This window comes from Sandarakinorhabdus limnophila DSM 17366, assembly GCF_945882885.1.
In the GTDB taxonomy this organism is placed as follows: domain Bacteria; phylum Pseudomonadota; class Alphaproteobacteria; order Sphingomonadales; family Sphingomonadaceae; genus Sandarakinorhabdus; species Sandarakinorhabdus limnophila_A.
This window is the reverse complement of the sequence record NZ_CAMCWT010000018.1, coordinates 1-12,351: the sequence shown is the minus strand read 5'-3', so window position 1 is coordinate 12,351 and position 12,351 is coordinate 1. Positions and strand designations below refer to the sequence as shown.

General features: G+C 63.2%; 12 protein-coding genes. 1 reads left to right on the top strand and 11 read right to left on the bottom strand.

Annotated elements, in window-relative coordinates; genetic code table 11:
• The first annotated feature begins 149 nt into the window (after window positions 1-149).
• Window positions 150-1,247, top strand: a complete 1,098-nt coding sequence (locus Q7O19_RS05795; protein WP_303809229.1) for a fatty acid desaturase — start codon at window positions 150-152, stop codon at window positions 1,245-1,247.
• 173 nt (window positions 1,248-1,420) lie between these two features.
• Here Q7O19_RS05795 and Q7O19_RS05790 read toward each other — a convergent pair whose 3' ends face one another.
• The 11 genes from Q7O19_RS05790 to Q7O19_RS05740 form a co-directional block, all read right to left on the bottom strand.
• Window positions 1,421-3,148 (bottom strand): NAD(P)/FAD-dependent oxidoreductase, encoded by a 1,728-nt coding sequence (locus tag Q7O19_RS05790; RefSeq protein ID WP_303809228.1) that lies wholly within the window; start codon window positions 3,146-3,148, stop codon window positions 1,421-1,423.
• A 172-nt stretch (window positions 3,149-3,320) separates the two neighbouring features.
• On the bottom strand, window positions 3,321-4,463 hold the full coding sequence (gene pufC / locus Q7O19_RS05785; RefSeq protein WP_303809226.1) for a photosynthetic reaction center cytochrome PufC: 1,143 nt from the start codon (window positions 4,461-4,463) through the stop codon (window positions 3,321-3,323).
• Window positions 4,460-5,431, bottom strand: a complete 972-nt coding sequence (gene pufM / locus Q7O19_RS05780) for a photosynthetic reaction center subunit M (RefSeq protein ID WP_022680670.1) — start codon at window positions 5,429-5,431, stop codon at window positions 4,460-4,462. Before pufM ends, pufC begins: the two co-directional genes overlap by 4 nt.
• A gap of 15 nt (window positions 5,432-5,446) precedes the next feature.
• Complete coding sequence (pufL, locus tag Q7O19_RS05775; RefSeq protein WP_303794266.1) at window positions 5,447-6,271, bottom strand: photosynthetic reaction center subunit L; 825 nt, start codon at window positions 6,269-6,271, stop codon at window positions 5,447-5,449.
• 153 nt (window positions 6,272-6,424) lie between these two features.
• Window positions 6,425-6,604: a light-harvesting antenna LH1, alpha subunit gene (pufA, locus tag Q7O19_RS05770; RefSeq protein ID WP_303809224.1), complete on the bottom strand. Its 180-nt coding sequence runs from the start codon at window positions 6,602-6,604 to the stop codon at window positions 6,425-6,427.
• A gap of 12 nt (window positions 6,605-6,616) precedes the next feature.
• The gene (gene pufB, locus Q7O19_RS05765) at window positions 6,617-6,847 is read right to left on the bottom strand and encodes a light-harvesting antenna LH1, beta subunit (protein ID WP_017667959.1); all 231 of its coding nucleotides are present in this window, start codon (window positions 6,845-6,847) and stop codon (window positions 6,617-6,619) included.
• Between the two features lie 187 nt (window positions 6,848-7,034).
• A complete protein-coding gene (bchZ, locus tag Q7O19_RS05760; protein ID WP_303782364.1) occupies window positions 7,035-8,483 on the bottom strand; it encodes a chlorophyllide a reductase subunit Z in 1,449 nt (482 codons plus the stop codon).
• A gap of 4 nt (window positions 8,484-8,487) precedes the next feature.
• Complete coding sequence (gene bchY / locus Q7O19_RS05755; RefSeq protein WP_303809222.1) at window positions 8,488-9,987, bottom strand: chlorophyllide a reductase subunit Y; 1,500 nt, start codon at window positions 9,985-9,987, stop codon at window positions 8,488-8,490.
• On the bottom strand, window positions 9,980-10,975 hold the full coding sequence (locus tag Q7O19_RS05750) for a chlorophyllide a reductase iron protein subunit X (RefSeq protein ID WP_022680675.1): 996 nt from the start codon (window positions 10,973-10,975) through the stop codon (window positions 9,980-9,982). The genes bchY and Q7O19_RS05750 overlap by 8 nt, the downstream gene beginning before the upstream one ends.
• Window positions 10,972-11,904, bottom strand: coding sequence for a chlorophyll synthesis pathway protein BchC (gene bchC, locus Q7O19_RS05745; RefSeq protein WP_303809220.1), 933 nt, complete (start codon window positions 11,902-11,904; stop codon window positions 10,972-10,974). The genes Q7O19_RS05750 and bchC overlap by 4 nt, the downstream gene beginning before the upstream one ends.
• Window positions 11,905-12,081: 177 nt before the next feature.
• The coding region (locus tag Q7O19_RS05740; RefSeq protein WP_303809219.1) for a methyltransferase at window positions 12,082-12,351 on the bottom strand (270 nt) is incomplete at its 5' end.

The window sequence follows — 12,351 nt, the reverse complement described above, 5'->3', positions numbered from 1 at the left end:
GCCGTTCCCCTCTCCTCTCGCGGGAGAGGGCGACCCGCCAACGGCAAGCAGGTGCGGGGGCGCCCCCGCACCAACTGCGGCAATTCCCGGACTGGCCCTGCCCGGTTTCTGCCCTTATCGGGTCGCAATCGTCTGCGATAAGCGATGCCATGATGACTACAACTGCCGCCCGTTTTGCCGAAACCGCCCCCAGCCCGCGTGAAAATGCCGGGTCGATGGCTGGTGAAGACGTGGCGATGATCAAGCTGGCCGCCGCGCTCGGCCGCGAGCTTGGCGCCTACAAGCCCACCATTTATTGGGCCGATACGCTGGCTTCAGCCACGCTGGGCTGGGGCGCGCTGGCGGCGTTGATTCTGGCACCCGGCCTGCCCGTGGCGGCAACGGCTGCGCTGGTGGTGGTCGCCGTGCTGGCGCTGTATCGTCTCGGCAGCTTCATCCACGAAATCACCCACATGAAGGATGATTCGGTGCCGGGTTATCGTCTGGGCTGGAACCTGGTGGCTGGCATCCCGCTGATGATCCCCAGCTTCATGTATGAAGGCGTGCACAATCTGCACCATGCCCGCAACCGGTACGGTACGGCGCGCGATCCTGAATATATGGCCCTCGCGCTGAAGCCCAAGATCAGTGTGCCGCTGTTCGTGATAGTAGCCGCGCTTGGCCCGATTGGCCTGATCATTCGCTGGGGCCTGCTGGCGCCGCTGTCGCTGCTGAAGCCGGTGCGCGATTTCGTGCGGGCGCGCTTCTCGGCGCTGTCGATCAACCCGGACTTCCGCCGCGATTCGCCGGCTGGCCCGGCCGCCAAGCGCTGGAACGTCATGGAAGTGGCGACGTCACTGTTCGTCATCGCCGTGCTGGCCGCCGTCGCCACCGGCTTCATCCCGCTGCGCGCCTTCGGCATCTGGCTGGCCGTGCTGTCGGCCAGCATGGTGATCAACCAGATCCGCACGCTGGCTGCGCATCTGTGGGAGAATGACGGCAAGGTGATGAGCATCACCGATCAGTATCTCGACAGCGTGAATGTGCCGCCGCCGGCCCTGCTGCCCGAACTGTGGGCGCCGGTGGGCCTGCGCTATCACGCGCTGCACCACCTGCTGCCAAGCGTGCCCTATCACGCCCTGCCCGCCGCTCACCGCCGGCTGGTGGCGGAACTGCCGGCCGACAGCAGCTATCAAGGCGGCAATCACCCCACGCTGGCCGGTGTCATCGCCCGGCTGTGGGCGAGCGCGGGAACGGCGCGGGCTTGAACTTCAGGCCAAGGGAAATGGCCTCCGGCGGGCAGGCTTGAGGCCTGCACCCATTCGATTTTCTGACTCACGTGCATCGCCGGGCTCACGCCAACGAAAGTGGGTCCAGGGCCTCAGGCCCTGGCCACGTCACCCCGGACCTGATCCGGGGCGGAGGCTCCCCTTTCTTGCGCTCAAACCCGGCCGTGTTCCTGGATCCAGTTCATCACCCGGCCCATCGCCATTTCCATCAAGTGCGGCGCCATGTTTTCGGGCGGCGGCGGCAGGCTGTCGAACACCCGGCTCTCGCTGAGCACCTGATCGCCGCGGGCGATCACGAAGCCCTGCCAACCCTTGTCCCGCACCGTATTGCAGATATCGGTATAGGTGTGCAGCCCGCCGGCATAGGCCATGAAACGGCGCGGCTTGCCCGGCACGTTGGCGCCCATGTACCAGCTGTTGGCCTGCGGCAGCAGCGTCATCGCGGCAGTCTGGTCGCAATGATCGGTCCACGCCTGTTCGGCCTCCCGGCTGGCCTCGATGCGAGCGGCTTGGGCAACGTTCAATGATCCGATGATGCTGGCCACATATTCCACATGCTGTTCGATGCTGTGGATCATGTTGGTCAGCACCGATGGGCTGCCCGGTCCGGTGATCAGGAACAGATTGGGGAAGCCGGCGACCATCAGGCCAAGATAGGTTTCCGGCCCGGCGGCCCAATGCTCCTTGATGGTCTCGCCGCCCACGCCCCGGATATCGATGCGCTCGATGGCGCCGGTCATCGCGTCAAATCCAGTGGCCAGCACCACGGCATCGAAATCGAAGCTGTTGTGCTTCGTCTTGATGCCGGTGGCGGTGAAATGTTGAAGCGGATCAGCGCGCAGATCGATCAGCGAGACGTTGTCGCGATTGTACGTCGCGTAATAGCCGGTATCGACGCACGGCCGCTTGGTGCCGAACGGGTGATCCTTGGGCGTGAGCAGTTCGGCGACCTTGGGATCCTTCACCTGTTCGCGGATCTTGGCGGCGACGAAATCGGCAATGATCTTGTTGGCTTCGGCATCAATGCCCTGATCGGCAAAGCCGCTGAGCAGCCGGAACCCGCCCCAGGCCCAGCGCCGTTCCAGTTCGGCCTCGATTTCTTCCGGCGGCGTGTGGATGGCGATCACGTCTTCGCGGGCCTCGTTCCAGAACCCGCCCACTGTCGCGCGGCTGCGGGCGCGATAAGCGCGAGGGTCCTTCAGCCATTCCTGGAAATCATCGTCTGGAATTGGGCCATTGTGCGCCGGCATCGAATAATTGGGCGTGCGCTGGAACACGGTGAGTTGAGCAGCGGTTTCGGCGATGATCGGGATCGACTGGATGGCCGACGATCCAGTGCCGATGATGCCGACGCGCTGTCCGCTGAAATCCACGCCCTCATGTGGCCAGCGCGAGGTGCGATAGATGGTGCCCTGATAATCCTCGATTCCGGGGAAGGTGACATCGGTGGGTACGGACAGGCAGCCAGTGGCCATCACCACAAAGCGGGCCGGGATCACCTCGCCGCTGTCGAGCGTGACGTGCCAGCCATCGGCCTTGGCATCCCAGTGGGCGGCGGTCACGCGGGTGTTGAAGCTGATGTCAGGTTTCAGGTCAAAACGTTCGGCGACATGGTTTGCATAGGCCAGCAGTTCGGGCTGCGGCGCATAGCGCTCCGACCAGCGCCATTCCTGTTCAAGTTTCTCATCAAAGCCGAAGCTGTATTCCAGGCTCTGGATATCGACGCGGGCGCCGGGATAGCGATTCCAGTACCAGGTGCCGCCAACGCCGCTGCCGGCCTCGATCACGCGGGTCTTCAGGCCCTGTTCGCGGCATTTCAGCAGCATGTACATGCCGGAAAAACCGGCCCCCACAATCAGCACATCCAGACGGTCTGCCATGATCTTCTCCCCAATCTTGCGGCCCCTCCCCAGGGGCATGACCCGTACACGCTACCACGGCTCGAACTGGGGCAAAGCTGGGAATATTAGGTGCGACAGGCCTTCCCCGGAAATGAAACAGGCCCCGGCGTCTGTGAACGCCGGGGCCTGCCCATACCTGCTGCGCTGTAACTCAAGCGGCGGGCTTCACAGCCTCCGCCGCCGCAGCGGTCTCTGCCGGTGCCGGAGTGGCAGCCACAACGGGTGCCGGAGCGGCAACCGGAGCAGCGCCTTTCAGCGCCGGATAGTCTTTCAGCATCTTGTATCCGCCCAGCGGCTTGTTCACGCCCTGGTGGCAGGTGGCGCAGTTCACCTTCAGCGGATCGCCGTGCGGGCCACGGCGGTTGCCATAGGCGCCCTTGCCGTTGGCTGGCCACACATCGCCCAGAGCGCTGATGTAGTTGTTGTTGGTGTCACGCACCATGCGGATGCCATACCAGGCATTCACACGCTGCGGCCGGCTGTCTTCCCACTTCGCGAAGTTATTCGAGTTGTGGCAGAAGGTGCAGTTCACGCCCAGGCCCTGGCTCATGTGCATCATGAGGCCATAGGTTTTTTCGGTGGACTGGATGGCAGCCTTGCTGGCGGCGGTCGGGAATTCCTTGCCGCCCACCCGGATGGTTTCCTTGTCGGCCAGATAATCCGTGAACGGATCAGAGTTCAGCGAGGCGTAGGCCACCGTTTGGGCCGGGGTGTTGCCGCCCCGCTTGTTGCCGGTGATGGTGCTCGGATCCGGAACAGCGGAAGACCAGTTGTTCACCGGCACCGGATTGCCGCGGTGGCAGGTCCAGCAGGTGACACCGGCGTTTTCCTGCTCAGCACCCTGGCCTGCAAAGTGCGGCTTCCAGTTGGCGTTGATGTTCTGGGTCATCAGCAACATCTTGCGGGCCACGACCTTGGTGTATTTCTCGTCCGAGGCCATGTTTTCCGGATTGTGGCAGTAGGTGCAGCCAGCATCCTTGACGTTGGAACCGTCGGGCGCGATCCATGTGGTCATCGCCTGCATCAGATAGTTGAACTCGTCCACCGAGACGTTGCCCAGTACGGGCACATTCTCATAGGCCGTGCTCGCCCGGTCGCCAGCGATCATCTCAGCGGTCAGCTCATAGGGTGGGGCCGGAATGTCCCCAACCTTGGCCTTGCTGTCCGGATCGCTGATCTGGACCATGGCGGTGCCGCGGAAGCCAACTTGCTCCTGCTCTTTCGAGCCGAGTTCGCAACCGGCCAGCAGCAGGGCCGGCAGGGCGATGGCGACAAGCTTGTTCAGCGTCTTCATTGCGGTGCTCCCGGAAGGGTGGCGGGATCAACGACACCGGTGGCCGGATATTCGCGGGCAAAGCCGTGATCGACCGCCCACAGGAACCAGTTGTCGACAACCGTGCCTGTGAGCAGGATGCCGATGCCGCCCGTGAGCGTCGTCAGCACTGCAAACCACCAGGCCCAACGGTGGATGGATTCCATCGTGGCGTTCCAGCCCATGGTCCAGCGCCAGAACAGCGCTGCACGTTCAGAGGCAGTGCCGCGATCGGTGATCTGTTCGATTTCGCGTTCGCCGCCATAACGGCCCACCGCCAGGATGGTCGCGCCGTGCATGGCGAACAGCAGGGTCGATCCATAAAGGAAGGCGATGCTGAGCGCGTGGAACGGGTTGTAGAACAGATTGCCGTAGCGGATCGAGAAGGCCGCGGTCCAATCCAGGTGCGGGAAGATGCCGAATGGGACCGCTTCGGCCCAGCTGCCCATCATCATCGGGCGGATGAAGCCGAGCACGAGGTAAAGCCAGATCGCTGAGCCGAAGGCCCAAGCCACGTGCGTGCCCATGCCCAGTTCCTTGGCGCGCACATAGGTGCGTGCCCACCACAGCAAGATGGACGCCGTGAGGAAGAAGCCGGCGGCAATCCACCAGCCGCCTTCGTTCAACGGCACGCCAACGGTGAAGCCATATTTGGCGGCCGGCGGTTCAAGCGCGAGCCAGAAGAACTGGCGCACGAACTGGATCGGATCCCAGTTCACCGATGCCGCCATGTTGAGACCCATGATCTCGATGGCGATGAAGCCACTCAGCAGCGAGGCGATGCCGAGCTTGCCGAGGTAGACGGGACCAAGCTGGGCACCGCCCAGCTTGCCCATCAGCCACGACGTGCCGAACGGACCAAAGCGCTCATCGTTGTGAGGACCAAGCGGAACGCCGGCTTCCAGCTCACCACGGAGCTGAACCTGCGTGAAGATGTTTTGATATGCCATGGCGCGTCCCTGTCCTCAGCTCCAGATCGGCAGATTGAGCCACCACGTCCACCACTCCGGCCAGCCGCGTGACCAGAAGGGACCCGAGATGATGATGCACACCGCGCTCCAGAAACCGGCATTCATTGCCAGCAGCAGGCCCACGCGGTGGATGCCCAGCGTACCGACGGAATAACCGATCAGATCGCGGAAAAATGTATCTTCATACTCTGGCGACTTGACCGTTTCGCCCTTGGCCGGGTTGACCGCCGACAGCACCAGCGCGCCATGCAGACCAAGCGCCAGGGTGGTGGTGAAGAAGAAGCTCACCGCCAGCATGTGCGCAGGGTTGTAATGGAAATGCAGATATTGATAGCCGGTGTTCGACACCCAATCGAGGTGCGGGAAGATGCCGTAAGGGAAACCATAGCCCCAGGCACCCATGAGCAGCGGGCGGAACACCACCAGCGTGACATAGGCGAAGATCGCCATGCCGAATGCGGCCGGCACATGATAGCCGATGCCAAGCTTGCGGCAGATTTCCACCTCGCGCAGCGCCCAGCTGCAGAACGCGCCAACCGCGCAGATCGTGACGATCTGCCAGAGGCCGCCTTCCCTCAGCGGCGCCAGCTTCAGCCCATAGCTGATGTCTGGCGGTGCGATGTTGATCAGCCAGGGGTTCCAGGTGTCGCCGATGGCAGCACCATAAATGATCAGTGCCGTACCCAGGGCAGCGAAGAAGGCCGTCGTGACTCCGAAGAAGCCAACGTAAAAGGGACCAACCCAGAAGTCGAAGAGGTCGCCGCCAATCAGCGTGCCTCCGCGTACTCGATATTTTCGTTCAAAACTCAACACTGCCATGGCGCACCTCCCCCATGTTACCGCGGAAGCCTGGCTGACCAACGGCCAGCGGCCAGCGGAACGGGCCCGTTGCAAGGGTGTGGATGGGCGGGCGGCGGAACCGGCCCGCCCATCGCACGCTTGACCGGAACAGCCCGGGCAGCCTGACGGACGTCAGGCTGCCTGATTGGTTTCCGTGATGGCTGCAGCCTTCGCCGGTTCGGCGCCGTCCAACCAATTGTACCGCTCGGTGCTGAGCAGGATGAAATGGATCAGCACGGCCAGCGTGAACAGGAAGACCGCCAGGGCGGTCAGGATGCGCTGCGGATTGAAAGTTTGCCAGATCTTCCACATTGTCGTCGCTCCTTAAGCGTGGGGCGCAGCGACGCTGGAAGCGTCCGCCTGCTGGATCTGGTGGATTTCCACGGCCGCGTACGGACGCTTCGAACCGAACCAGGGGCGCCAAACCCAAACGAGCCAGTGGGCGATCACAGCCACGATCACGAAGAACGCCATCGACACGACGAAGCCCTTGTGGAACTCCCGCGCTTCGGCGTCGGTCAGGTAGGTACCCGGACCAATCTTGTTGTCACTCATGCCTTTTCCTCCGATGGTTCCGCCGCACGCTGCCAATATGGCATCGCCCGACCGGCGGCTTTGCGGCGTAGGATGATTCCACCGCAAAGATATTGAGACTGTGTCAGATTGTCTCTGTGACAGTCTATGCCTGACCTTGCCAGCAAGGCAAGTGAATTACAGCTTGAATCGAGGGCGACAGCGCCGATCATGCGGCCTGGGCCTCATAAAGGCGCACAGCGGAGCGCAAACGGTCCACGGTTACCAATTTTTCACCCGCATCACGCGCCGCACGCTCTGCCGCATCACGCAAACGCTTGGCCGCAGAGATTCGCACCAAAACCGGCTCCTTGTCGACAATCCGGTCGAGCTCGGAACGGGCCTCGTCTTCCCAGCCCACCGCTTCCAGCAGGCGCGATGGCGTCGCATCGGCCTTGTCCATCATGGTGGACAGCGGCAGGATGAAGAAAAGCGCATCGAACAGGGCGTTGCACACTTCCTGCATGATCCAGGTGCAGCCGGAATAGCCCATGAACGGCGTGCCGGTATGGCGGCGGATGGCGGCACCAGGGAAACTGGCGTTGATGTAGATCGACCGGCTGTTCGATTCGGCCATGTACATGCGTTCGTTGTAGCTGCCGAACACAATCAGCGGGCTCGACGTGGCGATGGCCTGCTTCACGGCTTCGTTGTCGGGCTTCACACCGGCGTTGCGCTGGAAGTCAAACACGCAGGGCATGCCCATGTCGTCTTCCAGGAACACCTTCATGCCGCGGGCATAGGTTTCCGTCGCCACGATGCCAAAGCTCGCGGTGGCAAAGAAATCCTGGGTGACCGAACGCCACAGATCCCACAGCGGCTTGATGGTGGTGTGCTTTTCCTTCTCGATGAAGGGCTCCGGGTCCACACCGGTCAGCTCACCCAGCTTGCGCAGGAAGGCGGTAGTGCTGGCCAGACCGATGGGGGCTTGGAGATAGGGCCGCTCCAGCGTCTCGCACAGGTTGCGGCCCCATTCGCGGTACATGCACACGTTCACCGACGCATCGGCAAGGCGGCGGATATCGGCAAGGTGCGTGCCCAGCGGGAACACCATGTTCACTTCGCAGCCCATGCCTTCGATCAGACGGCGGATTTCCGCCAGGTCCGACGGCATGTTGAAGGTGCCATATTGCGGCCCGATGATGTTGACGAGCGGCTTCTCGCCGTCCTTGCGCACCTTGGGCGCCGGCATCTTCTTCGGGCCGAATTCCTTCCACAGCCAGGTCAGCGCGCGGTCGGCGGCCTGCCATTGATCCTCATCGATGGTGCGCGGCAGGAAGCGAACGATGCTGGTGCCTTCCGGCGTCACGCCGCCGCCGATCATTTCGGCGATGGAGCCGGTGACGACGACCGCAGGCAGCGCCGGATCGAGCGTGCGCCAGGCGCGCTTCATGGCGCCCTCGGTGCCGGTCTTGGCCAGTTCATCCTCGCCCAGGCCGGTAACAACGATGGGCAGTTCGTGCGGCGGCAGGCCGTCAGTGTAGTGCAGAACCGAAGTGACCGGCAGGTTTTCGCAGCCCACCGGGCCATCGATGACAACCTGCAGGCCCTTCACCGAGGTGAAGCTGTACACGGCGCCCCAATAGCCGCCGGCCCTATCATGATCGAGCACGAGCATTGCGTCAGTCCCCGATCGCTTCGCTCGCCTTGGCGGCGGCGATCATCTTGCCAGCGTACTTCTTCTTGAACTCGGGCCGGTCACGAGGGACCTCTTCCCAGATGCCGGCGGCATGGCCTTCGCCAACGCCCTGGAAAAAGTCCTTCATCATGTCGAAACGGCCCTTGTTGCCAAGCGCACCGTTGATCACCTGGGCCAGGCTGCCGGCGCCGGCCGGCCCCATCAGCGGCCGTGCCGAGATGAGGTTGGTGAAATACAGGCCAGGGATGGCGCGCGTCTTGGCGTGCTGCACCACCGGCGTGGTGCCGATGGACAGGTCAGGATGGAACTCTTCCACCGCCGCGATGTCCTGTTCCAGGCTGGCGCGATACTGGATGCGCACGCCCTTGGCTTCCAGCCACTCGCGATCGGGATCAGACCATTTGGTGCGTGGGCAGGCGGTGCCCACGTACGGCACCTCGGCGCCCGATTCGATCAGCAGACGCGCCACCAGCAGTTCCGAGCCCTCGTAACCCGAAACCGTGATGCGGCCCTTGATCGGCTTGGCCGAAAGCGCGCCGGTGATCGCCGGCAGCCACTTGTTCTGCGCGGCGGCCACCTTGTCAGCGGACAACCCGAACGCGTCACCGATGGCAGCCAGCCAGGCAGCGGTGCCATCGCGGCCGACCGGAGCCGAACCCACGACGGTGCGGCCGGCAGCTTCGAATTCACGCACGGCCGCCGTGTAGAACGGGTGGATGGCGGCCACCACCGGCGAGGCCAGCGCGGCATACAGCTCGCGCCACTCGCGGGTCGGCACCACTGGCCCAGCCGTCAGGCCCATCGGCTCTAGCAGCATCGAAATGCCCACCGGATCGGCCGGGAACATTTCGCCGAGCAGGGTCACGGTCGGCTTGTCGGGCATCACGGCCGGCGCCGCGACCGGGCCAGCCATGATTTCATTGCGCGCGTAGTTCAGCATCGCGCCGGCCAGCACGTCCTTGGCTTCGGCATGTGTCGGCACGCCGAAGCCTGGCACGTCGATGCCGATGATGCGCACACCGTTGATCGCATCGGGCAGCAGCTGCAGCGGCACACCCGAAGCGGTCGGCACGCACAAATTGGTCACCACGATCGTGTCGTATTTTTCCGGATCGGCCATGTCGTGCACGGCGTCGCGGATATCCTCGAACAACTTGCCGGTAACCAGTGTTTCCGAATTGAACGGCACATAGCCCACCGTGCGCCGCGCCCCGTAGAAGTGCGACGTGAAGGTGAGGCCATAAACGCAGCAGGCCGAGCCCGACAGGATAGTGGCGGTGCGGCGCATGCGCAGGCCAACGCGCAGCGAGCCGAAGGCCGGGCACATGGATTGCGGCTGGTCGTGCGGGCCCTTGGGATAATCGGCCGCATAACGCTCCAGCACTTCGGACTTACCGGCCTTGGCCGCTGCATCGCGCATCGTGTCGGCGCCGGCGTGGCAACCAGCCCCTTCAGCGGGCGGAACCGCCAGGTCTTCAGACATTGTCGTACACCACTTCCAGGCTCGGCTTCGTCTCGTAGACGCCGCCGCGCATGTCGGCCTGAGAAGCCGGTTTCAGGGTGAAGTTGCCACCGGTATCTTCCGGCTTGAACAGGCCGAGCAGGCCATCCTGATCGAGTGGGGTTGGCCGCACCGGCGGCGCGGTTGCAACGGCTTCCGCCAGTTCGGCGAACAACGGGCCCCACTGGCTGTCTGACGTGCCGATGATCTGATAATTGGCGGATTTCTTGCGGATATCTTCATGCGCCGGGATGCTGACCAGCACCGGGATGCCGACCGCCTTGGCAAAGGCCTGGGCCTCGCCCGAACCATCGTCCTTGTTGATCAGGATGCCGGCGACGCCAACATTACCGCCCATCTTGCGGAAATATTCCACCGCCTTGCAGACATTGTTGGCGACATACAGCGATTGCAGATCGTTCGAGCCGACCACGATCACCTTCTGGCACATGTCGCGGGCGATCGGCAGGCCAAAGCCGCCGCACACCACGTCGCCCAGGAAATCGAGCAGGACGTAATCGAAGCCCCAATCGTGGAAGCCCAATTTTTCCAGGGTTTCAAAGCCGTGGATGATGCCGCGACCGCCGCAGCCACGGCCAACCTCGGGCCCGCCCAGTTCCATGGCGAACACGCCGTCGCGCTGGAAGCAGACGTCTTCGATCGACAGTTCTTCGCCCGAAAGCTTCTTCTTGGACGAGGTTTCGATGATCGTCGGCGTCGCCTTGCCGCCAAACAGCAGGCTGGTGGTGTCGCTTTTGGGATCGCAGCCGATCAGCAACACGCGCTTGCCCTGCTGCGCCATCATGTAGGAGAGGTTGGCGAGCGCGAAGCTCTTGCCGGAACCGCCCTTGCCGTAAATGGCAATGATCTGGGTTTCCTTGGTGATTTCACCGGTGTGAACAGGATCAGGTTCCAGTTCAGCCTCCTCGCGAAGCGCGGCAACCTGATCGAGAAGATTATTGATGCTCATGCGATATCTCTCCAGTCGAAGACCATCTTGAGACAATTGGGGTCCGAAAAGGCCTGACCATAAGCGGTCGGGGCTTCTGATGCCGGTACCTTGTGCGTCACAAGGCCCTCGAGTGACAGCCTACCGCTGCCCACCAGCGCGAGCGAAGTCGCGAGGTCGTCAGGCTGGAACTCTGTGGCAATGCGGATGCGAAGTTCGCGCCGGAACGCTGGCGCGAAGTTGAACGACAGCGGATCGCTGTAGAAGCCGGCCAGCACGATCTCGCCCCCACGCGCCATGTGCATGACGGTCTGGTCGATCACGCGGTGGTCACCGCTGGCGTCGTAGACCGAGCGGTAATCCCGCCGCTCGTCGGTCTCGGGCCTGACCACCCGATATCCCTCTGCGCCCGCCATGCGGGCGTCATTGATTTCCCAAACGGTCGGCTCCACACCCACCGCCAGCGCGATGCGCGCCAGCAGGCGGCCGAGCACACCGTGGCCGATGATAAGATCCGGCATCTCGCCGCCCGCCACCGCATGCTGGGCGGTGGCAGCCAGGCTCATCAGCACGGCTTTTTCATGCAATTCGGCCGGCAGCGGAATCACCCGCGCCGCGCCAGTGATCAGCGTCTTGGCCTGGCCGCCAAACAGCCCGCGTGCGCCTTCGAATTTCGATGATCCCGGCACGAACACGGTCTTGCCGATCATGGCGGTCACATTCGCACCGGCGTCCACCACCGTGCCGACTGCTTCATATCCGGGAACCAACGGATATCCCATGCCGGGGAACATCGGCATGGATCCATTGTACATCAGCTTTTCCGTGCCCATGGAAATGCCTGAAAAGTCGATCGACACCACCACGTCATCGGCTTGGCAGGGCGTGAGCGTCAGCGAGCGCAAGGTAACGCGCTCAGGCTCTTCCACCACAACGGCCAGTGTTTCCATTCAAACAACCCCATAAGGAAACCGTTCAGCCTTGCCCCGCTGAGCCTTCCCAATGCAATGGCTAATATCCAAAGCGCCCTGCGGCTGTAAAGCGCACATGACAGATCGGAAAGCAAAAAATTGGACGAGCTTGGTCTTCTTTAGGCTTGACGAAACACGCAAACGCCGTTCCGCGGCTCAGCGCTGTGCAACGATCAGTCTGGTGACCATTGGCAGCGCCGTGGCCACCTCGCGCGCGCTGCCGAATCCGGCTTCGGCCAGAAGCGCCAGATAAGCCGCCACCGTGCGGGGCCGGCCTGATCCCATCGCCCACAGATAGAGGCCGAAATAGGCATCGCCCATCACTTCGGCGCCCATCGTACCGGCCATCGGTTCGGCCAGCAGCAGGCGGCCGCCGGGCGGCAGCGCGGCATGCGCCTTGCGCAGCAGCGCGCGCACCACATCATC

Bases quoted from the DNA above. Each gene is read 5' to 3' on its own strand.
- Q7O19_RS05795 (WP_303809229.1), top strand. From the start codon at position 150: ATGATGACTACAACTGCCGCCCGTTTTGCCGAAACCGCCCCCAGCCCG.
- Q7O19_RS05790 (WP_303809228.1), bottom strand. From the start codon at position 3,148: ATGGCAGACCGTCTGGATGTGCTGATTGTGGGGGCCGGTTTTTCCGGC.
- pufC (WP_303809226.1), bottom strand. From the start codon at position 4,463: ATGAAGACGCTGAACAAGCTTGTCGCCATCGCCCTGCCGGCCCTGCTG.
- pufM (WP_022680670.1), bottom strand. From the start codon at position 5,431: ATGGCATATCAAAACATCTTCACGCAGGTTCAGCTCCGTGGTGAGCTG.
- pufL (WP_303794266.1), bottom strand. From the start codon at position 6,271: ATGGCAGTGTTGAGTTTTGAACGAAAATATCGAGTACGCGGAGGCACG.
- pufA (WP_303809224.1), bottom strand. From the start codon at position 6,604: ATGTGGAAGATCTGGCAAACTTTCAATCCGCAGCGCATCCTGACCGCC.
- pufB (WP_017667959.1), bottom strand. From the start codon at position 6,847: ATGAGTGACAACAAGATTGGTCCGGGTACCTACCTGACCGACGCCGAA.
- bchZ (WP_303782364.1), bottom strand. From the start codon at position 8,483: ATGCTCGTGCTCGATCATGATAGGGCCGGCGGCTATTGGGGCGCCGTG.
- bchY (WP_303809222.1), bottom strand. From the start codon at position 9,987: ATGTCTGAAGACCTGGCGGTTCCGCCCGCTGAAGGGGCTGGTTGCCAC.
- Q7O19_RS05750 (WP_022680675.1), bottom strand. From the start codon at position 10,975: ATGAGCATCAATAATCTTCTCGATCAGGTTGCCGCGCTTCGCGAGGAG.
- bchC (WP_303809220.1), bottom strand. From the start codon at position 11,904: ATGGAAACACTGGCCGTTGTGGTGGAAGAGCCTGAGCGCGTTACCTTG.